This is a genomic window from Hyphomonas sp. J20-32, assembly GCF_055808555.1.
Window position 1 is genome coordinate 1865588 of sequence record NZ_CM147873.1, and the last position, 19789, is coordinate 1885376.

Genomic DNA, 19789 nt, shown 5'->3' on the forward strand with positions numbered 1-19789 from the left:
GGTTGCGTCCCTGGAAATTCACTTGCTGGCTTGGGCGCAGCTGGATTCACCCGATCCCATCTGCGTTGCGCCGATTTGCTGGTTGGCCTGGGCGTATTTAACCTCCCCGGGCAAGCAGGTGCGCGGCGCGTCGTTCTTGATGTTGGTGTCCGACGCCTTGAGACGGTACTTCACCCCTTCATGGGTGAATTCGATAAAAATGCCGGTCGAGGTATAGGGGCCGGTGACGCTTTGGAGGTCGACCGCCGATATCCGGGCCATCGAACCGTCCTTCATTCCCATCACCGTGTCCTTCTTCAGGACCAGGAGCTGTGATTCCTCGGCGTGGGCGGCACCTGCAGATGCCAGCAAGAGGCATGAAATGGTCAGAGCGATAATCTTGCGAGTCATGTCTGTTCTCCTTCGGTTTCAGGCTGTGTGGGCGGCGGGGTGGAATCCGGCACCGGATGGCGCGGATAGAGAAGACCGACAATCCGCTCCTTTTCCGCCTGGGCGGTGAGCGGCGTCTCGGTGCTCTCGAAGCCGATAGTCTCCATGTCGAGATAGCGCGACATCCGGGCTGTGGAGTTGAGGAACGCGCTGCCCGGACCGCGGAGCACCGGAGTCCGGCGCAGAAGGCGAGCGATGTCATCGCCGATCTCATCGCGCATGAGGAAAATGAAGAAGGACCAGGACAGGACCACGAGCCCGATCCAGTTCAACGGCGCCATGCGCAGGAAGAAGACCTGAAAATAGAGCGCGCCGCCGACGATGAGAAGGATGGTGCCGAAGGTCATCAGGTAGAAAAGCCAGTGGCTCGGCCGGCGCCGGGCGCGCGTGTTGGTTTCCTGTGCGCGGGCCTTGTCGATCAGGCTGCGGTTCATGGTGAACTGGCCAAGTACCCCGGCAAGGACGACGAGGAAGGTCACCAGCGTTTCGTAGATATCGGCGAGGTCTATGCGACCGAGGCCGAGGCCGGCAAGCGTCCTGCCATTGGGGCCTTTCAGGTAACCTTGGTGATCAGTGATCAGATTGTCGAGCGCCATCGCATGCTGGTGCATGCCGGGTAGTAGTCCGTGCGCGGGCGAAGGCGTCCAGTCGGCCGAATTGCGGAATCGGGCGCCGACGATCATCACCCGCCCATCGAAGACAGCCCGGGCCATCGCGTCGGACACACTGCCTTCGCCGATGGTGAAGAAAGGCACTTCGAGATGGTAGGGGCAGGGCTGGATCAGCGATTGATAAGTCTGAAGCTCGGTGTTGGTAGAGCGGTTGAACATCAGGCGGAAGAGCAGGACAAACGGGTTGGGATCACGGTAGCAGGTCAGGTTCGAGTTGCCCTGGCTTTCGCTTGCGGTCTTTCCAGCAGGATCGACGGGGCCTAATTCGTCCAGTGAATTTCCAAGCAGTGGCAGGTCGGTCAATACCGGTGTCTTGCCGGTTACGAAGGTTTCGATATCGGCGAAATAGCGCGGCACGTTCGATCCCCACACGAGCGCCATGTCGACGCCGTCATTTTTGTCGTCGCGTCCGCGATTGAGGATGCTCTGCAGGCGCACGGCCATTTTGAAGGGGCGGTCTGTCTCGTCAGGGTCGCGGTCAAGTTCGCGGCACTGGCCCGGATTGTCGATGCACCAAGCCAGGTACATGACGACAGCCGGTGTCGGCCGGGGGGCGGCGCGCGAGGCGTGCTTTCTGAAATATTGCTGCCGCTCGGCACGGCTGAGGGCGGTCGTATAGGTTGGGTACATGCCCTGCTCGGCGAGGAAGCGGACCGGCGACAGGATTGCGACCTCGTCGAGGTCCAGCTGGGCCGGAGAAGGTTCCTCGCCATCGATCAGCGGTTCGATTTCGACCGACCGGGCGAAGATCAGCGGGATGCCCCCGGCTGCCTTGATGCAGGCGACTTTCAGGAGGGCGGTGCCGCAGCGCGTGGCAGGTTGCGATTTCCAGGCCTCGTATCGTGTCGCCTCGGAGATCTCCTTTATGAACTCGGAATAGTTGATCCGCTCCTGCGTAGTGCCGCCATTCTCAAGGAAGATGAAATCGAAGAAGATCGCGGGCGGCGGTCGGATCGGGCTGCCATCACGATTGGTACGCCCTTGATATAGGGTTACCAGTTCGTGGATCAGGAAGGCATGGTCGCGGTAGGTAGGACGCCAGGTCTGCCAAGCGCCGTTGAGCCCGGCGGGGTCGGTTTCCGGATCGACGAAATCCTCGAACACTCGGCCCATGGCATTGAGCACGACTTCGCTGAGATAGATGGTGACGATTTCGTCCTGGCTGACCTTCGCCGGGGGCGGCTCGCCCGGGCGCTGTTCGGGGGCTGGCGGCGGAAGGTGCCAGAGATCGAGTTCGCGCTCGGGATTGGTCTTGTCGGGCGCCTGGATTAAGAAATCCTCGTCTGCCGTACGCGCCGCACCGTATTGCGAGGCAAAGGCCCTGTAGAGAATGTTCCGGCTGTGCTGGTCCATCGCGGAATCGATGCCGAATGGCTCGATCGCCGATATCAACAGGGCAAAGGCAGAAAATACTATCGAAAATAGTATCCCGCGCGCCACCGGATGCCACATGTTCGTCCCCATAATGAAAGACTAATCAGATATTAATATAGAGCGTAACCCCCAGTTGGAGCCGGAACGAAAAAAAAATCGCTTTGCCGGGGATGTGGCGCTCGCTCTTCCCTGTAGGTTCTATAAGGTTTTCCGTGCCAACGGACGTTGTCCCGAACGGCGGCGAATGTCATTCTGGACCGGGCAGGATGGGACACGACATGAGGCGCAACCCACAGGGACGAGCGGCACTTCGGCACCGCATGGCAATGGAGGCGGACATTCCGGCGATCGTGGCGCTGATGCATGCGTCGATCGCGGAGAATATGAAGGCGTTCCTGTCGCCTGAGGAAATCGTCGCGGCACAGGAGACGATGGGGCTGGACCAGTCGCTGATCCGCGACCGGACCTATTTCGTGATCGAAACCGGGCAGGGCGGCGAAGTGGTGATGGTGGCGTGCGGCGGCTGGGGCAAGCGGCGCACGCTGTATGGCGGCGACCAGACAGCGGGGCGCGATGACAGCCTGGCCGACCCGGCCATTCATGCCGCGCGCATTCGGGCAATGTACACGCACCCGGACTGGACGCGGCGGGGCATCGGCTCGCTCCTGCTGGACCTCGGCGAGCGTGCTGCGCGGGAGGCAGGCTTTCGGACTATCGAACTTGGCTCAACGATTGCGGGCGAGGCACTGTACCTGGCGCGGGGCTATGCGCCGTTTCACCGCGAGGAGCAGGTGGCGGCCAATGGCAAGGTGAAAACCGTCATCCACATGCGCAAGGCGCTCTAGTTACGCCTCATGGTTCCAGAGAGCCGGTGATCGAAGCGCGCTGGGAGAGTTCCATCCAGTTGCCACAGCCATCGCGCACGAAGGAAATCCGGGCGGTCTTGCCCAGTGTTTTCGGCGGCTGGCCTTCGGTGCCGCCGGCAGCGAGGACCTGCGCATGGACACGGTCGACCTTGTCGACTTGCAGCGTCGTGTAGCGATAGCCGATCCGGGCCATCTCCGTGCTCTCTGTGCGGTCGGCCAGGGCGGGGTCCGTGTGTCCGAGGATGAGGCTGCGTCCGCAGGCGACGGCGCAGGGGTGAGCGTCGGATACAGGCAGGCCGAGCGCGTCATGGTAGAACGCGAGGAAGGCCTCGCGGCTGGGTGTGGCGACTTCGATGGCCCATTGCGTGATGCCGTCATGCCCGGGCGGCACGAACCCGACGCGGTTGCCATCCGGATCGGTCCTCTCGGTGGGTGAAGTGATACCGTCGCGGGCGATGAGGAGGCGGAGGTAGCCACCCTCGGTCCGGGACGGCAGCGGGTCGCGGGCATGGTTCAGCTTGAAGACGCTGCCCTGATGGTCGTGGCGATGCTGGCGCAGGCCGCCGCCCAGCGGCAGCATATGGTCGAAGGGCAGGCCGATATCCTGCTGCCAGAAAGCGAGCATCTCATCGAGCCGGTTGGTGAACACGCCGACATCGAGGCAATCCTTGGCGAGCCAGGCGGGGGGGGATTCAGTCATCGCGTTGTCTCTCCTTGAAAGGGCCGTTTCAAAACACGCCGAGCGCGAGGCCGGCAGCAAGGGCCTGGCCGAGATCGGCACATTTTGCGAGGTCGTCCGGCGCGATCGTCTTTTCTGCGAGGATGGCGTCGGGCGTTTGCGCATGGGTGCAGACGATCAGCGGGGGCTGGACCGCTTTCAGGCGCCAGCCGGTGGCGATGCGGGCCGCCTGGCGGGCGGCGTTCTCGCCATCCGATCCGGCGCACACCATCTGGGCATAGGGGCGGCCCTCGATACGGCCGAGCACGGGATAGTAGCAGCGGTCGAAGAATTCCTTCATCTCGCCGGACAGGGCGGCGAGATTTTCCGGCGCGGCGAACAGGTAACCGTTGGCGGCAAGCATGTGCTGGGGCCCGGCGTCCCCGGCGCGCATCAGGATGGTATCGCATTCCGCGCGGGCGGCCCGTTCGGCGGCCTCGGCCATCTGGCGGGTGCCGCCGGTGCGGGAATGATAGATGATCAGGAGCTGTGGCATGGCCTTCCGTCTTAGGGACAAATACGCAGCGCGGCCAGCACAAGCAGGCGCCTAGCCGCACGGGCACGGGCGGGCTAGGGTTGCCCGGACAGTCATAAAAACACTTTTGGAGGATACGGTTTTGGACATGCACCTGAAGGGCAAGAATGCCATCATCCTGGGCGGTACGCGCGGGATTGGCCGGGCGATTGCGGACACGCTGGCCGACGAAGGCGCGAATGTCGCCGTGTGTGCACGCAATGCGGACCAGGTGGCCGAGGCGGTGAAGGACCTGGAAGCGAAGGGCGTGAAAGCCACGGGCGCGGCGGTGGACATTACCGATGGCGCCGCGCTGAAGCGCTTCATTGTGGACGCGGGCAAGACGCTGGGTGGACTGGACATCCTGATCTCCAATGCCGGTGCCATGGCGCAGGGCAATGACGAAGCCGCGTGGACCCAGAATTTCGAGCTGGATGTCTTGGGCGCGGTCAACGCGTTCGAGGCGGCCCAGCCCCTGCTGGCCAAGGCGGCGGAAGCCAATGGCGACGCGGCCTTCGTGATCATCTCTTCGATCTCTGCGGCCCAGTCCGATCGCGGCGAATCCTATGGCCCGATCAAGGCGGCGCTGATCCACATGGCCAAGGGCCTCGCCCGGCAGCATGCCGCCGCAGGTATCCGCGTGAACACGGTGTCGCCGGGCATGGTCTATTTCGAGGGCGGCATCTGGCACACGGTGAAGACAAACATGCCGGAATTCTTCAAGCAAGCGAATGCGCGCAACCCGATGGGCCGGTGCGCCACGCCGCAGGAAATTGCCCATGCGGCCGTGTTCCTGGCGAGCCCGCTATCGTCCTATACAACAGGCGCCAACCTGATCGTGGACGGCGCCGTCTCCAATCGCGTGAACTTCTAGGCTCGCGCGCCAGCACGTGCGGCCGGCATGGCAGGGCCATCCGGTTGCATGGGGCTGGATTCGGCATAGCGCGGCGGGTTCAGGACGTGTCGAGCCAGTCTGGCGCGACCAGGGGCGCGCGGTTCAGACCAAGGGTGTGGCAAGGGGGCGCTGCGGGCAAGGCCGCCTGCGCGACGTCCTCCGGCATGTCGGACGCAAGGCCGGGCGCGGCCCATGCGGGCACCGGCGGCGCGTCGTAGTGATAGCGTCGCGGGTCGCGCGGGCCGTCGCCGATGGCATTTATGTATAGATTTCCGAACCGGTCGACCCTGAACAGGACGTCTCGTTTCGCCGTGCGCTGCCACGCCTCCAGCCGCCAGAGCTGGAACCACAACCAGGGCCAGAACAGCGGATGCACGAAGGCAAAGAGATGTGCGCGGCGTGTCAGCATGATGCCGCGATTATACGCCGGGAACGGAGGGTGTGGGACAAGTTTTCGGCGCGGGCAGTAGCGGCTGCAGGATGCGGCGGATGGTGTGGGGGAGAGGGTGCGGCATGCAGGCGGACGTTTTGCTGAATGGGGAAGCTGTGGCACCGTCTGTTGTGAACGCGGGAATCAGGGGGAAGAGATGAACAAGATTTGGCCGGTTGTGCTCATTCTGGGGGGCGTCGCGATTGCGGCGATCGTCTGGTTCGGGATGAAAAGCGTGAATACGAAGTCGGATGTGGAATTGCTGCACGAGGCGATCCTGGAGATGCAGGAGACTGAAGCGCGGCAGCGCGAAGAGGCCGTAGCGCTGATGGCGACCGTCCTGCCTGCGCCGGACTCATGTGCAGGTGTTACGACCGGGATCGTGTTCGCCATCTGCGAGGGGGAGACCGAGTATGGCGGCCCGCTGCCTGACTGGACAATGATGGCGAGCCCCGCCGAACAGGCTTGCATCCTGGATACGTTCCATCAGACCAACGAACATGCCTTCACGATCAGGCGCGAGGCTTATGACGGCGCGGCGCCGAACGATGCGCGGTTGATGGCATTTGTCTCAGACCTGTGCGGCGCCGTCTTGTGGAGCGACGGTATCGGCTGGGGCGACACGGACAGCCCGCTGCCCGCGCTGATCGATGCCTTTTACGTCGACCGCGCGGATTCAGTCGTGGCGCCGACACAATCATATTGAAGAGGCTGCCGGTCAGGCCGGTTGAAGCGGTCTCGACATGACGATCATGCGACCGGGCCCATCCCAGAGTTCGGCTTCGGTATCGCTGGTGACGGCAAAGCCAAGGCCGAGATAGAGTTGCATCGACGCGTCGAGGCCGTCCGTCGTCTCGAGGAAGACTTCCGACCAGCCCTGGGCGGCAGCATGGGCCATGGCGGCATCGATCATGGCCTTGCCGAGGCCAAGGCCGCGCGCCGCAGGCAGGAGCACGACCCAGCGCAGCTGACCGCGCCCGTTCCGGTCGATCATTGCGGTGCAGCCCAGCGGCTTGCCGTCCCGTTCCGCAAACCAGACACGACTGGCATGGCCCGGCGCGTCGAGTCCGGCTTCCTCAACCGTCTTGCGGACATAGGCCGGAAAGCCAGTGTCGAAGCGGTCGCCTTCGCTGGCATAGCCCTGACGGTGAAGATCGACGATGAGGCCGGCATCGCCCGGGCGCCATGCGCCGCGAAGGCTGACGCCCGCCGGCAGGGCTGTCTTCGATAGGGGATTGTTAAGTGACATTTTTACCGCAATTTCCCGGATTCTTAATTTTGGCGCGACAGGACTGCAAGGTCCGCTTGGAGAGCCTGACGCGAGGGAAGTAGTCTCTCCGCAAATTGAGACGCCCCGTCAATCAAGAAGGGCGCATTGCTTAGGAGGAAACCATGAAGACCAAGTTCAATCTCAGTGCGTCTGCGCTTGTGTTAGCCATGCTCGCGCTCGCGCCGGTGGCGACAGCCCAGACGAGCGGCGAAGACGCCGAAGCGCGCCAGAAGACCGTGATCGTCACCGCGACCAAACGGGCCGCGACCATCCAGGACGTGCCGTTTTCCATCAACGCCCAGACCGCTGACGATATCGCACGTACAGGTGCCGGCAATCTGGAGGATGTCGCCCGCAGCGTGGCCGGCCTGTCGATCCAGAACCTTGGACCGGGCCAGAGCCAGGTCGCCGTACGCGGTGTTTCGGCCGGGCAGATCGTTCGTGACCAGCCGGGCGTGAAGGAACAGGTTGGCATCTATCTCGACGAATTGGTGATCTCGCTGTCGCTGTTCACGCCGGACATCGACCTGTACGACCTGAACCGTATCGAAACGCTGCGTGGCCCCCAGGGCACGCTGTTCGGATCCGGTTCGGTTGGCGGCACGGTCCGCTACATCACCAACCAGCCGGAGCTGGGCAAGCAGGAAGGCAGCCTTGAGGCCAACCTCAACACGATCAGTGACGGTGGTGTGGGCGGCCATGTCAAAGGCATGATCAATGCGCCGCTGGGCGAAAACGCGGCTGTGCGCGCGGTGGGATACCACACCGAGTATGGCGGCTGGATCGATTCGGTTGGCCCGGCAGGCGGGGACGACGTCAATAGCGGGCACCGCAGCGGCGGACGCGTTGCCGTGACGTTCGAACCCACGGACACGCTGTCGATCACGCCACGGATCATCTACCAGGAAATCGGCACGGACGGCTTCAACCGGTCCGAGTCGTTCAACTGGCTGTCTGGCGCCACGACACTGCCGGACAATTCGCAGTTCCTGCTGCTGGATGAAGAGTTCTCCGATGAGACACTGATTGCCGACCTGACGGCGAACCTCGATCTCGGTGGCATGACGCTGACATCGGTCACGAGCTATATCGACCGGGATATCCTGGTCAGCCGGGACGCCAGCGCGCTGACGTCAAGCGTCTCGTCGGACCTGGCCTATCCGACCGCTTCGTTCCTGTTGCCATCGAACCTGCGCGATACCACCGGTTACCAGAGCCTTACTCAGGAAGTGCGGCTGAGTTCGGACAATGACGGCCCGTTCCAGTGGCTGGCCGGTGTCTTCTATTCGGAGAACGAGCGCGATTATAACCAGCGCCTGCCCACACCCGGCTATGATGCCTTTACCGACGCGACGCTCGGTGCTGGCACATCGGCAGCCGTGGCCAATGGCTTCCCGGCAGACTCGCCGTTCAACTCCGACCTGTTCTACAAGCTGACGCAATATGCCGTGTTCGGCGAGATGAGCTATGACCTGACCGAGGCGCTGACCGTGACGGCCGGCGGCCGGTTCTATGACTTCGAGGAAGATCGCACGATTTCTTCGGGCGGCCTGTTCGCCAATGGCGATTCGAACGTCAAGGATACAACGTCGTCTGACGGCTTCACGCCACGTGTGCTGGTCAGCTTTGATGCGACCGACACGATCACGCTGAACGCGCAGGCCAGCCAGGGCTTCCGCCTCGGCGGGGTGAACGACCCGCTCAACGTGCCGCTCTGCTCGCCGCAGGACCAGGCAATCTTCGGGGGCTTCCAGTCCTATGGCGACGAGAAGCTGTGGAACTATGAAGTCGGCATGAAGGCCAAGACCGGTACGGTGACCTTCAACACGGCCGCGTTCTACACGGACATCCAGGACCTGCAGGTGACGCTGGATGCGGGTTCGTGCTCGTCGCGGATCGTGTTCAACGTTGAAGAGGCTCATACGGCAGGCCTCGAAGCCGAACTCGGCTGGAGCCCGGCAGACGGACTGGACTTGTCCCTGGCCGCCAGCGTGCTGGAAGCGAAGTTCGACTCCACCGTGCGTGATGGCGGCGGCAACGTGATCGGCGGCATCGAGGACGGCAACCGCCTGCCTTCCGTGCCGGAACTGCAGCTGTCGGCTGCGGGCACCTATCGCTGGTCGCCAACCTGGGTGGGTGCTGATGCGTTCGTCTCCGGTTCGGTGCAGCATATCGGTGACCGGTTCACCCAGCCGAGCGACCAGCTCGCGACGCAGGGCCTGCCGGGTTCCACCGGACTGGCGCTGGGCGCCCTGACAGGACTTGAGAACCCGCAGGACCTGGTCGACCTGAACCTTGGCGCCTACACGACGCTGAACCTCAGCACGGGCCTCGAGTTCGAAACGTGGACGGTGACGGCCTATGTCAACAACGTGACTGACGAAGAGGCGGACCTGTCATTCGACCGTGAACGCGGCGGACGGGCCCGGCTCGGCTTCAACGTGAACCAGCCGCGCACATTCGGCATCACGATGCGGATGAAGTTCTAGGCCATTCGGCCAAGACATGAGAAAGGCCCCGCAGCGCGCTGCGGGGCCTTTTTTGTTTGGTGGGGAGTAAGGCCAGGCATGGGATCAGCCCAGCTTCTCCGCCGCCTCTTCCGCGAAATAGGTGATGATGCCGCTTGCACCGGCGCGTTTGAAGCACATCAGGCTCTCCATCATCACGCGGTCGCCGTCGATCCAGCCGTTGCGGGCGGCGGCGGTGATCTGGGCGTATTCGCCGGAGACCTGGTAGGCGAGGGTGGGCACGCCGAACGTGGTGGATACGCGGTGGACAATGTCCAGATACGGAAGACCTGGCTTGACCATGACCATGTCGGCGCCCTCGGCGAGGTCGAGCGCGACTTCGCGCAGAGCTTCCTCTGAATTGGCCGGGTCCTGCTGGTAGGTTTTCTTGTCGCCCTTGAGGGACTTGGCCGAGCCAATGGCGTCGCGATAGGGGCCATAGAAGCCGCTGGCATATTTGGCGGCATAGGCGAGAATCATCATGTTGGTGAAGCCCTCCTCGTCGAAGGCCGCGCGGATGGCACCGATGCGGCCGTCCATCATGTCGGATGGGGCGACAATGTCGGCGCCGGCAGCGGCATGGACGAGGGCCTGTTCGACCAGTTTCTCGACCGTGGCGTCATTCGGGATGGTGCCGTCTTCGTCCAGCAAGCCGTCATGACCGTGGGACGTGTAGGCGTCGAGGGCGACATCGGTGATCAGGCCAACCTCTGGCGCGGCGTCCTTCATGGCCTTCAGGGTGCGGGGCACGAGGCCGTCCGGGCTGAGCGCGCCGGAGCCTGCCGCGTCTTTCCCCTCAGGGCCGATATAGGGGAAGAGGGCGATGGCAGGGATGCCAAGCTCGCTGGCGCGGCGGGCGGCGGCGGCGCAGTCTTGAACGCTGAGCCGGTCGATTCCGGGCAGGCTGCCGACCGGTACGCGGCCCTCGCCGTCATGCACGAATATGGCCCAGATGAGGTCAGCGGGCGTGAGCGTGTTTTCCGCCACGAGGCTGCGAATCCAGGGGGCCTGGCGCAGGCGGCGCATACGGGTGGCGGGGAAGGATTGGGGAAACTGGGTCATGCTGGCCTCAATGCGGCAAATCCGGCGCCGCTACAACCACCCCACCTTGCGCTTCATGAAACAGCGCTGGGAGACATCGAGGCTGGCAGCCTGGACCTTTTCGAGATCGAGCATCCAGTCGGCCAGTTTCGAGCGGGCGATTTCGCGGAAACCGAGGCGGCGATAGAAGGGGCCGTTCCAGGCGAGGTCGCGGAAAGTGGACAGCGTCACGCAGCGCAATTTTCGGACCCTGGCCTCGGCCACGACCCGCGCGACCAGCGCCGCGCCGAGGCCCTGGCGGCCATGGCCGGGATGCACGCTGATCTGGTCGAGATAAAGCGTGCCGCCGCGCCGGGATGTCAGGGCGAAGCCGACCGGCTGGTGAGCGGGCCCACGCATGACGATAAGATCGCTCGCCGCGATGGCCTGCTCGAAAACCTCCGGGGGAACATGGTCTGCGAGCGCGTCGGCCGACAGGAGGCCGGTGTCGGCAAACAGTTCGCCAGCGGCCAGATCGATGGCGATCAGCGCGGGGATTTCATCCTGTGTCGACCGTGAGATCGCATAGTCTTCGGGCAGACGTCGCATTGACTCTCGCTGCAGCTATTTGTCATTGCTGGTACTTCTAGGGATTAAGGACTGAAAAGCCAATGAGCGCATTATTTTCCGATGAACAGGTCATGATCCGCGACATGGCGCAGAAATTTGCCAAGGACCAGTTGCTGCCGCATTCGGAAGCCTGGGACCGCGACAGCCACTTCCCGGTCGATGTGATCAAGCGCACGGCGGAGCTCGGCTTTGCCGGCATTTACGTGAAAGACGATGTCGGCGGATCGGGCCTGACGCGCACCGACGCGGCGCTGATCTTCGAACAACTGGCCTATGGCGACGTGTCGACAGCGGCATTCATCTCGATCCACAACATGGCGAGCTGGATGATTGACACGTTCGGCCGCGAGGACCAGCGCCAGCAATGGTTGCCGAAGCTGACTGCGATGGAGCTGATCGCGAGCTATTGCCTGACCGAGCCGGGCGCGGGATCGGACGCGGCCAGCCTGAAGACACGCGCGGTGAAGGATGGCGACGACTATGTCATCACCGGCACCAAGCAGTTCATCTCCGGCGCAGGCACGTCGGACGTCTACGTGCTGATGGCGCGCACTTCGGATGATGGCGCCAAGGGTGTCTCGGCCTTCATCATCGAGAAGGGCACGCCGGGGCTCAGCTTTGGCGCCAATGAGCGCAAGATGGGCTGGAAGAGCCAGCCAACGGCGCAGGTGATCCTCGACGGCGTGCGGGTGCCGGCGGCCAACCGGATCGGCGAGGAAGGCCACGGCTTCAAGTTCGCCATGGCGGGTCTCGATGGCGGGCGGCTCAACATTGCGGCCTGTGCGCTGGGCGGCGCGCAGCTCGCGCTCGACAAGGCGGTGGCCTATGCCAAGGAGCGGATGCAGTTCGGCAAGGCGCTGGCCGAGTTCCAGTCGATGCAGTTCAAGCTGGCCGACATGGAGACTGAGCTGCAGGCCGCGCGGGTGATGCTGTACGAGGCCGCCGGGCGGCTCGACGGCAAGACGCCGGACGCAACGCGCTGGTGCGCGATGGCGAAACGGTTCGTGACGGACACGGCGTTCAAGGTGGCCAATGACGCGCTGCAGGTGCATGGCGGCTATGGCTATCTCGCCGACTATGGCGTCGAGCGGATCGTGCGCGACCTGCGCGTGCACCAGATCCTCGAAGGCACCAACGAGATCATGCGCGTCATCATCTCACGGGACATGTTGAAGGGCTAAGACCCGAGAAAGGGTTTGAATCCCTCTCTGTGATGCGGCAGCGTGGACGCAGCCAGCCATTCCCGGAGAGAATTCATGCGCCTTGTTGCCGTCCTGTTGCTTGCTGTGTTTACCGTGTTCCCGCCGACCGGTGCGGCGTTTGCGAAAGCGCCTGACACAAAAGGCCAACCGGCGGCAGAAGACTGGGTCGCGGCCACCAAGGGCCTAACGCTCAGCGAAGGCTTCCTGCCATTCTATTCGGATACCAAGGGCGGACGCGTCCTTGCAGCTTTTCCGGCGCCGGATGCAGACGGCGTGTCGCTGCGGGCGATCCATTCGGCGGGGCTGACGGCGGGGCTGGGCTCGAATCCGATCGGGCTGGACCGGGGCTATTTCGATGAGGGCAGCATTCTTGCCTTCCGGCGCGTCGGCAAGAAAGTGATCGCGGAGAAGGAGAACTGGACCTACCGGGCGAGCGCGGACAATCCGCTGGAGCGCAAGGCGGTGCGGGAATCCTTTGCGCGCTCGTTCATCTGGGCGGGAGATGTGATCGCCGAGGGGCCGGACGGGGCGCTGCTGGTCGACCTGTCGGGCTTCCTGACGCGCGACGCGTTGAATGTGCGCGGCATCCTGAAGGCCCATCCGGACGGCGGCGACTTTGCGATCGCCGAGGACCGGTCGATGCCCGACGCCTCACAGGCGCTGGCCTTTCCTGACAATGTGGAATTCGATGCCTTCCTGACGCTGACCAGCGACGACCCGCAATCACAGGTCAGCGCCACGGCCGCCGATGGCCGGGCCTTCACGCTGGTGCAGCACCAGTCGCTGGTGCGCCTGCCGGACGATGGCTACAGCCCGCGCCTGTTCGATCCGCGCAGCGGGGCGATTGATGTGCCCTTTTACGACTTCTCGGCGCCGCTGTCAGGGCAGGTGCGCCAGTCTTTTGCCCGGCGCTTCCGGTTGGAGAAAAAGGACCCGGCAGCAGCGAGCAGCCCGGCCATCAAGCCGATTGTCTTTTATGTCGATTCCGGCGCGCCGGAGGACATCCGCCAGGCGCTGATCGAGGGCGCGTCCTGGTGGATGGATGCGTTTGCGGCGGCAGGCTTCCCGGATTCCTATCGTGTGGACGTGTTGCCCGAAGGCGTCCATCCGCTCGACGTGCGCTATAATGTGATCCAGTGGACTCACCGCCAGACGCGGGGCTGGTCCTATGGCGGCGGGGTGTACGATCCGCGTACGGGTGAGATGCTGAAGGCGAATGTCATTCTCGGCAGCCAGCGCGTGCGTCAGGACCGGATGATCTTCGAGGGGCTGGCCGGAGCCGACAAGACCGGCACGGGCGATGCGGACGACCCGGTGGAACTGGCGCTGTCGCGCATCCGCCAGCTGGCCGCCCATGAAGTGGGCCATACGCTGGGATTCGCGCACAATTTCGCGGCCTCGGCCAATGACCGCGCTTCGGTGATGGATTATCCGGCGCCGCTGGTGACGGTCGGTGACGATGACGCTCTGGACTTTTCGGAAGCCTATTCTGTCGGCATCGGCGCGTGGGACAAGGTGGCGGCGGCCTGGCTGTATGCGCAGTATCCGGAGGGTTCGGACGCAAGGGCGGAAGGCGACAAGGTATTGCGCGCCGCCTATGCCGGTGGTCTGCGTTTCGTTGACGATGCCCAAGGCCGCGATGCGGGCACGAGCCATCCTTATGCGAGCGTCTGGGACAATGGCAACGATCCGGTTGCGGCGCTGAACGAGACGATGCGAGTGCGGAAAGTGGCACTTGACCGGTTCGGGCTGGAGGTCATCCGTGCGGGCGAGCCGACCTATGACCTTCGTGCGGTGCTGGTGCCTGTCTACCTGTATCATCGCTATGAAGTGGCGGCGGCAGCCAAATCGATTGGCGGGTACGATTTCCGCTATTCACTGCGCGGTGATAGCGGGCAGGCTGGTGCGCCGGTGCCGGCCGCGCGCCAGCGGGCGGCGCTTGACGCACTGGTCGCGACACTCGATCCGGCGGCGCTGGACCTGCCGGACGCGACTCTGAACGTGCTCAACACGCCGCTCGATTCGTTCGGAGCCGGCGCGGCGGGCGCTGAATATTTCCCGGGAACGACGGGGGCAATGTTTGACCTGATGGCGGCGGCGGATGCGGCGGCATCGCAGACGCTGGGCGCATTGCTGCATCCGGCGCGGGTGGCGCGCCTGATCGAGACCGAACGGCGAGACACCGAGGCGCTGACGTTGGAGGATGTTCTGGGCGGAGTCGAAGGCGTGGTGTTCGCCAAGCCCGCCACGCCGCGTCAGGCGGGCATCCTGCGCCGGGAGCAGGCGCGATATGCGTCAATGCTGATCGATCTCGCGTCGGACGCCAGTGCGACGCCGGAAACCGTTGCGCGGACCGATGCCTATCTTGGCGCCCTGGGCCAGCGGATTGCCGCGAAGGGACGGCGCACCAATGCCGCCGACATGGCGACCCGCGCAGACATCACGCGAAAGATTGCGGCGCACCTATCCCGCGCCGCCATGCCAGTCGCCCCGGTGGCACCGGGCGTCGAGGTGCCGCCGGGCAGCCCGATCGGGTCGGACCTGGGTGAGGATTGCTGGCATTGCGACACGGGACTTCTGCGCTAGAGTAAGGGCATGAGACCGGCTGAAGCTGGCGCGAACGGGAGAATCGCAATGCACATTGAAGGGCTGCCCGGCGTGGGCGCAGAGATAACCGATGTCGACCTGCGGCAGGTCACGCGCGACGAGATGGACGCGATCAGGCAGGCCTATGCCGAACATGGCGTGCTGTTCTTCCGAGACCAGGACCTCAGCGAGGCCGAGCATATCGCCTTTGGCGAACGGTTCGCGCCGATCAATATCAACCGCTTCTTCGCTGCGCATCCCGACCATCCGGAAATTGCCATGGTGGCCAAGGAGGCCGACCAGAAAGACAATATCGGCGGCGGCTGGCACACGGATCATTCCTATGACGTGGAACCGGCCATGGGGTCGGTGCTGGTCGCGCGTGTGCTGCCCGAGACGGGTGGGGACACGTTTTTCGCCAGCATGTATCGCGCCTATGACACATTGGACGATGCGACCAAGGCAGAGATCGACGGGCTGAGCGCGGTCCATTCCGCGAAGCACATTTTCGGGTCGCAGGAAAAGAACTATTACAATACGACGGATGCGGGCGGGAACCGCATCGGCAATGCGGCCGCGGCTGACGAGCTTGACGATGTTGTCCATCCGGTCGTTATCACGCATCCGCTGAGCGGCAAGAAGGCGCTTTATGTGAATCCCGGTTTCACGGTCGGGATCGCCGGCAAGTCAAGGGAAGAAGGGCAGGTCTTGCTGGCCCGGCTGTTCAGCCATGCGATGAAACAGGAACACACGTATCGGTTCTGCTGGAGGCCGGGATCGGTGGCCTTCTGGGACAACCGGTCGACATGGCACTGGGCGCTGAACGATTACCAGGGCCAACGGCGCATCATGCACCGCATCACGCTGGAAGGGTGCCCGCTACACTGAGCGTGGGGCACTTAGTCGTGCTTGAACTCGACGCCTGTTTCGGATCCACTCTGCCAGCGGCGGACGCAGGTGCGCGGCTTTTTGAACTGCGGAATGTGCATCACGAACTGTTCGGGCAGGTCGACCCCATCGGGCGTCACGATGCGCGCGCCACCCGGCGACACGTCGCGGATCTCGCAGTGCAGGCGCTTGAAAAAGCCCAGCTTGATCAGGCCGGTTTGTGCGATATTTGTGCGGCGGCCCCTGCGATTCATCGTCGTATTCATTCTAATACCTCTCGGACGCAACGGCATGAATTGGCGCATCCAGCTATATATGTGACAGAAACTGGTAAACAGACCGCCCTATGTTAAGGCGAGTTTTGAAGCATTCAGACAATGACTGACAAAGGAAACGCCGATGGCTGAAGAGGTTCGGATAAACGTTCACAAGGGGCTCGGCCGAATTACCCTGACGCGGCCGTCGGCCCTGCACGCCCTGAATGCGCCCATGTGCGAGACGATCCTGTCGGCGCTGGGGCGCTGGGCGGACGACCCGACCGTTTACCTGGTCATGGTCGAACATGAGGAGGGCACGCGTGGTTTCTGTGCCGGCGGCGATATTCGCATGCTGGCGGAAAGTGGTGCCGGCGATGCCAGCGAGGCGCGGGCCTTCTTCAATGTCGAATACCGGATGAACGCCGCGTTGAATGGCTTCCCCAAGCCTGTCCTGGCCGTGATGGATGGCGTGACGATGGGCGGCGGCGTGGGCCTGTCCGTTCATGGGTCGCACCGGGTGGCGACGGAGCGGACGGTGTTCGCGATGCCCGAGACCGGGATCGGGCTGTTCCCGGATGTCGGCGGGGGCTGGTTCCTGCCGCGCCTTTCCGGGGCGCTGGGCACCTGGCTCGCGCTGACCGGTGCGCGGCTGAAAGGAGCGGACGTTGCAGCGGCGCGGGTGGCGACCCATTTCCTGCCGTCCGAACTGGTCGCGAACCTGAAGAAGCAGGTCGAGGGCGCCGATTTCTCGGTCGATGCGGCCGGCCTGCTGAACGAGATTCTGAGCCGCCTGACCCATGCCGTTCCGGCGGGGAGCTTCGAGCCGCACCGCGACGTGATCGACAAGTGCTTCGCGGTCGACAGTGCAGAAGGGATCATCGCAGCACTTGAGGCCGATGGCAGCGCATGGGCAAACGAGCAGGTTGCCGTGCTGCGTACGAAATCTCCCGAGACAGTGAAGGTGGCCCTGCGCCAATTGCGCGAGGGTGCGCGAATGGACAGTTTTGAAGATAATATGCGGATGGAGTACCGCATCGGATGGCGAAAGGTGCAGAGCCCCGACTTCCTGGAAGGCGTGCGCGCCGTGATCGTGGACAAGGACAATGCGCCGGTCTGGTCGCCTGCGCGCCTTGAAGATGTCAGCGAGGCGGACGTCGCCCGGTACTTCGAGCCGCTCGGGCCTGATGAGCTCGATTTCGACTGATCGTCGGTTTCGGGGTAGACAACCTGTTTGCTTGTCGGCGAGAAACCATTGGGCGGCTGAGGGAGACAAGCGATGCGCGGTGAAGTTCTGAAACCTGACAATATCGAGGGCGTGGGCCTGATCCTGGGAGAGGATGGCCAGCGCTACCAGTTCACGCAGTTGCAGGTTCGCAATGGCGCGGTGCTTCACCCCGGCCAGACCGTGGATTTCATCAGCATGGGAGACGAAGCGCGCGACATCTACGCGCTCGGTGCGGCGTCCGCGCAGCAGCCCGCCGCTTCCCAAGCGGCTCCTGCGGGGGCGGCGCCAAACATGCCGGCATCGGCCCAGCCAACTTACGCGGCAGCCATGCCCTTGAAGAGTGATGGCCTGTGGACCTATTTCGTGCGCGCCTTGACGAAGAATTTCGCCCAGTTCAACGGCCGCGCGCGCCGCGCCGAATACTGGGGCTACACCCTGTTCGCGATCCTTGCCTATTTCGTGCTCTTAGTGGTCGACGTCGTGCTCAGTGTCGCCTTTTACGGAACTGACCAGTATGGCGAGCCAAACGTTGTTCCGGTCCTCTTCATCCTGTTCGCGATCTACAACATCCTCCCGTCGATCGCGATCACGGTTCGGCGCCTGCATGATCAGGATATCAGCGGCTGGCTCTACCTGATTAATTTGGTGCCTTATGTCGGCGGGCTCGTCCTGCTGGTCTTCATGTTGCTGGACAGCAAACCGGCGACGAACAAGCATGGACCAAGTCCCAAGTATATGGGGCAGGCAACAGCCGATACTTTCATCTAACGGGCCGAACCGCGCGGTTTACCAAGTATTCACCATGCATTGTGCGCTGCCCACACCTGTGAGGCGGCTGAAATTCCCGCATGAGGCGTAAAATTGGCACCAAAAGACCCAAAAACCCGTTTCGAGCCAGTAACGGTTAATGAAATCGGCCATTTGTTAACAATCAACACTTGAGAACGTGGCATGATTATCAAATAATTAGGATTGATCGCGTAAATCTACTCAAACTACAACAAAAGTTGAGTGATGGTGGAAGTAATGATGATCTCCGATATGCAGGAAACTGCACCCCTTTCCGTTGGCGAGTCTTTTCTCAAGTCTTTGTCGCTTCTTGAACAGGCGCACCGTCGTCTGCACGATGTCGTCAAGGACGACCTCGAGCGCGGTGGCGAGCGGTCGCTGACCGGCGTCCAGGCCCTGCTGATCTACGAGATCGGCGACGATGAGGCCCCGGCCTCTGTTCTGCGGGCCCGTGGCGCCTTTGCCGGCACCAGCCTGTCGTACAACGTCAAGAAACTGCAGGAAGGCGGCTACCTGATCCAGACGCGTTCCGAAGACGACAAGCGTACGGTGACGCTTCGCCTGACCGAGCGCGGCCTCAAGGTGCGCGACCGCGTTGCCAACCTGTTCGACAAGCAGGCCTCGGCACTGGAACCAACCGCCAGCGTGCGGCACGACGACCTGTCGCAACTGAACAAGACCATTTCGCGCCTCGAGCGCTTCTGGTCCGACCAGATCCGCTTCCGCCTCTAAGCGGATACCGCACTGCCGTGCGGATCACGATTGCCCCCGTCTTCGTGACGGGGGCTTTTTTACATTTCAACTTCCGTTATATATTGCCCGCATGAAGCGGATGTGGCTGGTGGCTTTGGGGGCGGCGTACGCCTGCGGCCCTGCTGGGGCAGGACCATGGACGCGTGCGGATGGCAGTTTTTACTTGCGCGGGCTGGTATCGGCCGAAACCCTCGACGGTCTCGATGGCACGCGGGCCGATGCTTATGGCGAGTATGGCCTGACGGATCGCTGGACGCTGACGGCGAAGACCGAGGCGGTCGCCTATGAAGACAGTATCGGCGACATTGACCGGCAATCCTACCGGCTGACGCTGCGCCGCCAGCTCTGGTCGCACAAGGGCTTCGTGATCGGCGCCGAGGCCGGGCCGGTTTATGGCAGCGCGATCGCGGGCGTCTACGGCTGTGACGAATGGGGCGGCGAGGCCCGCCTCAGCGGCGGCTATTCCGGCGTCCGCAAGGGGTTTGGCTACTACCTGTTCAGCGATTTCGCGATGATCAGCCATCAGGACGGCTGCGTGCGCAACCGGGCCGAGTTCGGCTATGGCGCCGATATTGCAGAGCGCATTTTCGTCACCCAGCAGGTCTGGCTGGAGCGCAGCAATGACAGCGCGGACTCCAACAAGTTCGAGAGCCAGATCGGCTATCATTTCGGCCATATCGACCTGTCGGTCGGCTATCGCGAGGAATTCGGCGGTGCCTATGAGGAGAGCGCTTACCTCATCGCCCTGACGACGAGGCGTTGACC

Annotated in this window: 20 protein-coding genes; 11 read left to right on the top strand and 9 right to left on the bottom strand. The window is 63.2% G+C overall.

Annotated elements, in window-relative coordinates; all coding sequences use genetic code 11:
• Positions 1 to 18 precede the first annotated feature (18 nt).
• Positions 19 to 390 carry a hypothetical protein gene (locus AC0L7I_RS09285; protein WP_473396156.1) on the bottom strand — a complete coding sequence of 124 codons (372 nt, stop codon included), beginning with the start codon at positions 388 to 390 and terminating at the stop codon, positions 19 to 21.
• Complete coding sequence (locus AC0L7I_RS09290) at positions 387 to 2552, bottom strand: hypothetical protein (protein WP_473396157.1); 2166 nt, start codon at positions 2550 to 2552, stop codon at positions 387 to 389. The genes AC0L7I_RS09285 and AC0L7I_RS09290 overlap by 4 nt, the downstream gene beginning before the upstream one ends.
• A 200-nt stretch (positions 2553 to 2752) precedes the next feature.
• On the opposite strand from AC0L7I_RS09290, the gene AC0L7I_RS09295 reads away from it, so the two are divergent.
• Positions 2753 to 3319 carry a GNAT family N-acetyltransferase gene (locus tag AC0L7I_RS09295; protein WP_473396158.1) on the top strand — a complete coding sequence of 189 codons (567 nt, stop codon included), beginning with the start codon at positions 2753 to 2755 and terminating at the stop codon, positions 3317 to 3319.
• 7 nt (positions 3320 to 3326) lie between these two features.
• Here the strand turns inward: AC0L7I_RS09295 and AC0L7I_RS09300 are convergent, their stop codons facing one another.
• Together AC0L7I_RS09300 and AC0L7I_RS09305 are read right to left on the bottom strand one after the other, a co-directional pair.
• Positions 3327 to 4040 (bottom strand): VOC family protein, encoded by a 714-nt coding sequence (locus AC0L7I_RS09300; protein ID WP_473396159.1) that lies wholly within the window; start codon positions 4038 to 4040, stop codon positions 3327 to 3329.
• 28 nt (positions 4041 to 4068) lie between these two features.
• Complete coding sequence (locus tag AC0L7I_RS09305; RefSeq protein ID WP_473396160.1) at positions 4069 to 4554, bottom strand: flavodoxin family protein; 486 nt, start codon at positions 4552 to 4554, stop codon at positions 4069 to 4071.
• Positions 4555 to 4675: 121 nt separating this feature from the next.
• On the opposite strand from AC0L7I_RS09305, the gene AC0L7I_RS09310 reads away from it, so the two are divergent.
• Positions 4676 to 5446: an SDR family NAD(P)-dependent oxidoreductase gene (locus tag AC0L7I_RS09310; RefSeq protein WP_473399133.1), complete on the top strand. Its 771-nt coding sequence runs from the start codon at positions 4676 to 4678 to the stop codon at positions 5444 to 5446.
• A gap of 79 nt (positions 5447 to 5525) precedes the next feature.
• Here the strand turns inward: AC0L7I_RS09310 and AC0L7I_RS09315 are convergent, their stop codons facing one another.
• A complete protein-coding gene (locus tag AC0L7I_RS09315) occupies positions 5526 to 5876 on the bottom strand; it encodes a hypothetical protein (RefSeq protein WP_473396161.1) in 351 nt (116 codons plus the stop codon).
• Positions 5877 to 6054: 178 nt separating this feature from the next.
• Here AC0L7I_RS09315 and AC0L7I_RS09320 point away from each other — a divergent pair, with 178 nt between their 5' ends.
• Positions 6055 to 6603 carry a hypothetical protein gene (locus AC0L7I_RS09320; protein WP_473396162.1) on the top strand — a complete coding sequence of 183 codons (549 nt, stop codon included), beginning with the start codon at positions 6055 to 6057 and terminating at the stop codon, positions 6601 to 6603.
• A 12-nt stretch (positions 6604 to 6615) separates the two neighbouring features.
• Here AC0L7I_RS09320 and AC0L7I_RS09325 read toward each other — a convergent pair whose 3' ends face one another.
• The gene (locus AC0L7I_RS09325) at positions 6616 to 7146 is read right to left on the bottom strand and encodes a GNAT family N-acetyltransferase (RefSeq protein WP_473396163.1); all 531 of its coding nucleotides are present in this window, start codon (positions 7144 to 7146) and stop codon (positions 6616 to 6618) included.
• 143 nt (positions 7147 to 7289) lie between these two features.
• Between AC0L7I_RS09325 and AC0L7I_RS09330 the strand changes: the two genes are divergently transcribed.
• Positions 7290 to 9656 (top strand): TonB-dependent receptor, encoded by a 2367-nt coding sequence (locus tag AC0L7I_RS09330; protein ID WP_473396164.1) that lies wholly within the window; start codon positions 7290 to 7292, stop codon positions 9654 to 9656.
• Between the two features lie 84 nt (positions 9657 to 9740).
• On the opposite strand, the gene hemB is transcribed toward AC0L7I_RS09330, so the two are convergent.
• Both hemB and AC0L7I_RS09340 read right to left on the bottom strand, forming a co-directional pair.
• Positions 9741 to 10736, bottom strand: coding sequence for a porphobilinogen synthase (hemB, locus tag AC0L7I_RS09335; protein WP_473396165.1), 996 nt, complete (start codon positions 10734 to 10736; stop codon positions 9741 to 9743).
• A gap of 30 nt (positions 10737 to 10766) precedes the next feature.
• Positions 10767 to 11303, bottom strand: coding sequence for a GNAT family N-acetyltransferase (locus tag AC0L7I_RS09340; RefSeq protein ID WP_473396166.1), 537 nt, complete (start codon positions 11301 to 11303; stop codon positions 10767 to 10769).
• Positions 11304 to 11365: 62 nt separating this feature from the next.
• Between AC0L7I_RS09340 and AC0L7I_RS09345 the strand changes: the two genes are divergently transcribed.
• The 3 genes from AC0L7I_RS09345 to AC0L7I_RS09355 all read left to right on the top strand — a co-directional run bounded on the left by AC0L7I_RS09345 (position 11366) and on the right by AC0L7I_RS09355 (position 16000).
• Complete coding sequence (locus tag AC0L7I_RS09345) at positions 11366 to 12505, top strand: isobutyryl-CoA dehydrogenase (RefSeq protein ID WP_473396167.1); 1140 nt, start codon at positions 11366 to 11368, stop codon at positions 12503 to 12505.
• Positions 12506 to 12580: 75 nt separating this feature from the next.
• The gene (locus tag AC0L7I_RS09350; RefSeq protein WP_473396168.1) at positions 12581 to 15112 is read left to right on the top strand and encodes a zinc-dependent metalloprotease; all 2532 of its coding nucleotides are present in this window, start codon (positions 12581 to 12583) and stop codon (positions 15110 to 15112) included.
• 48 nt (positions 15113 to 15160) lie between these two features.
• Positions 15161 to 16000, top strand: a complete 840-nt coding sequence (locus AC0L7I_RS09355) for a TauD/TfdA dioxygenase family protein (RefSeq protein WP_473396169.1) — start codon at positions 15161 to 15163, stop codon at positions 15998 to 16000.
• Positions 16001 to 16011: 11 nt separating this feature from the next.
• Here AC0L7I_RS09355 and AC0L7I_RS09360 read toward each other — a convergent pair whose 3' ends face one another.
• Positions 16012 to 16266 (bottom strand): PilZ domain-containing protein, encoded by a 255-nt coding sequence (locus tag AC0L7I_RS09360; protein WP_473396170.1) that lies wholly within the window; start codon positions 16264 to 16266, stop codon positions 16012 to 16014.
• Positions 16267 to 16399: 133 nt separating this feature from the next.
• Between AC0L7I_RS09360 and AC0L7I_RS09365 the strand changes: the two genes are divergently transcribed.
• The 4 genes from AC0L7I_RS09365 (at position 16400) to AC0L7I_RS09380 (ending at position 19787) form a co-directional block, all read left to right on the top strand.
• Positions 16400 to 17461, top strand: coding sequence for an enoyl-CoA hydratase/isomerase family protein (locus AC0L7I_RS09365; protein WP_473396171.1), 1062 nt, complete (start codon positions 16400 to 16402; stop codon positions 17459 to 17461).
• A 72-nt stretch (positions 17462 to 17533) separates the two neighbouring features.
• Positions 17534 to 18250, top strand: a complete 717-nt coding sequence (locus AC0L7I_RS09370; protein ID WP_473396172.1) for a DUF805 domain-containing protein — start codon at positions 17534 to 17536, stop codon at positions 18248 to 18250.
• A gap of 258 nt (positions 18251 to 18508) precedes the next feature.
• A complete protein-coding gene (locus tag AC0L7I_RS09375) occupies positions 18509 to 19003 on the top strand; it encodes a MarR family winged helix-turn-helix transcriptional regulator (RefSeq protein ID WP_473396173.1) in 495 nt (164 codons plus the stop codon).
• 91 nt (positions 19004 to 19094) lie between these two features.
• Positions 19095 to 19787, top strand: coding sequence for a hypothetical protein (locus tag AC0L7I_RS09380; RefSeq protein WP_473396174.1), 693 nt, complete (start codon positions 19095 to 19097; stop codon positions 19785 to 19787).
• Positions 19788 to 19789: the final 2 nt, after the last annotated feature.